Here is a 1,609-nt window from a genome sequence, read left to right on the forward strand (position 1 = left end):
CCGGAAGCTCTCCCCCTTAATGGTAAAGACCACAGCATCGTCAAAGATGCGGTCCAAGGCGCACAGGAGAGCATCGTTCTCGCAGAAGTTCTCCTTCCACTGAGCAGGGTCACGGTTGCTGGTAAAGACCATGTTGGAGTAGCCCTCCTTCTGGTAGCGGCGGTCCACCATGTCAAAGAACAGCCGGGTGTTCTCCTTGTCAAACTCACAGTGTCCCACCTCATCAATAATCAGGCAGGAAGGGCGGACAAGGTAGGACAGAAGGTTGCTCTCCCGGCCGGATCGGCGTGCGGAAGTCATGCGGTCCCGCAGCTCTGTCATCTTAATGAAGTAACTCCTAAATCCATGCTCACAGCAGGTACGCCCAAAAGCCTGGGCCAGATGGGTCTTGCCCGTACCAGGCCGTCCAATAAAGGCAAGGTTTTTGTGAGCATAGAGGGCAGACAGCGTGGGGAGGCTACGGAGCTTGTCAACATTCTTTCCGGTGACTCGGCTGAAATCAAAGTTGTCAAAGGTCTTGGGGACCTTCAGTGGGAGGTGGCTGGTGCGGAGCAGGAAATCCACTGTGGAACGCTCCCTCTTTTCCAGGAGATAGTCAAATACCTTTGCCACGGCGAGGGCTTCAGCATCGGTCATGTTGTGCTGCTGTACCAGCATTGCAAATTCCTGGGTGGAGAAACCATACTTTGTCAGCTCACGGGTGGCATGGGCCACCGCTTCAAACAGAGAGTCAGTCATCCTCGTCGTCCTCCTTGGTGAAGTTAAACTTCTCAAAGGAGAGGTCGGTGGAGGTCTGCGGGAGCTGCCTAATCACCGTTTTCACCGGCATGGAGGGAAACTCCTCCGGCTGCTCTGGGAACGCATACTGGTTAGCACAGAAGCTGTCCTGGTAAGCCCAGGTCACTTCATGGGTAGCGAGCAGGCGGGCCATATCTGCGGAGTAAATATAAAGGCAGGAGCCGTTTCGCATAACACGGGCCGTCTTGCCGCCATAGGCGTAGGGGACGCCAAAGCGCCGCCCCTCGTAGTTCACAAACCCGTCAAAGGAAATCCTCCGCTCAGGGCAAAGGTAGAGCAACAATTCAGGGCTGTCGTTCAGTTTCGTAACCACAGAGCCACACCGCTCCCTGTGGATGTCCTGCGGAATACCCAATCCCCGGTGGAAGGTGGTGTTCTGCTCGTCACACCAGTCCAGCGCGGAGAGGTTTAGATCGGTTACATTCCAAAAGCTCCGCCCGGCCAGGAAGTTGTCCTTCACGAAACGGACCAGGCGCTCCACTTTGCCCTTCGTAAAGGGGTGGCGGGGCTTACAGAGCTTAGTCTGGAAACCCACAGTCCGCATGAACTGCTCATAGTCCTTCTGCCAAAGGGGATGCCCGTCCTGGTCCCGCCGGATAACCACGCTTTTCATGTTGTCCGTAAGGATATACTGAGGGACGCCCATGTACCGGAACCCGTGGAGCATACCAATGAACAGGTTTTCCTGCTTGGCGTTGGGGAAGAACTCCACATACCGCTCACCGCAGTGGTGGCAGACCATAGCAAAGCAGGCAGCAGAGTATTCTTCTCCGGTGAAAGACTGGACCTTGGTAAAGCCCCAGTCCATCTG

Annotated in this window: 2 protein-coding genes; both read right to left on the bottom strand. The window is 55.6% G+C overall.

The window, feature by feature from the left end:
- The coding region (locus B5F88_RS19420; RefSeq protein WP_087937045.1) for an ATP-binding protein at nt 1-738 on the bottom strand (738 nt) is incomplete at its 3' end.
- Nucleotides 731-1,609: DDE-type integrase/transposase/recombinase (locus B5F88_RS19425; RefSeq protein ID WP_140402223.1), on the bottom strand; the 879-nt coding region annotated here is incomplete at its 5' end. The genes B5F88_RS19420 and B5F88_RS19425, both read right to left, overlap by 8 nt.

The sequence above is a fragment of the Flavonifractor sp. An306 genome (assembly GCF_002159455.1).
Taxonomy (GTDB): domain Bacteria; phylum Bacillota; class Clostridia; order Oscillospirales; family Oscillospiraceae; genus Flavonifractor.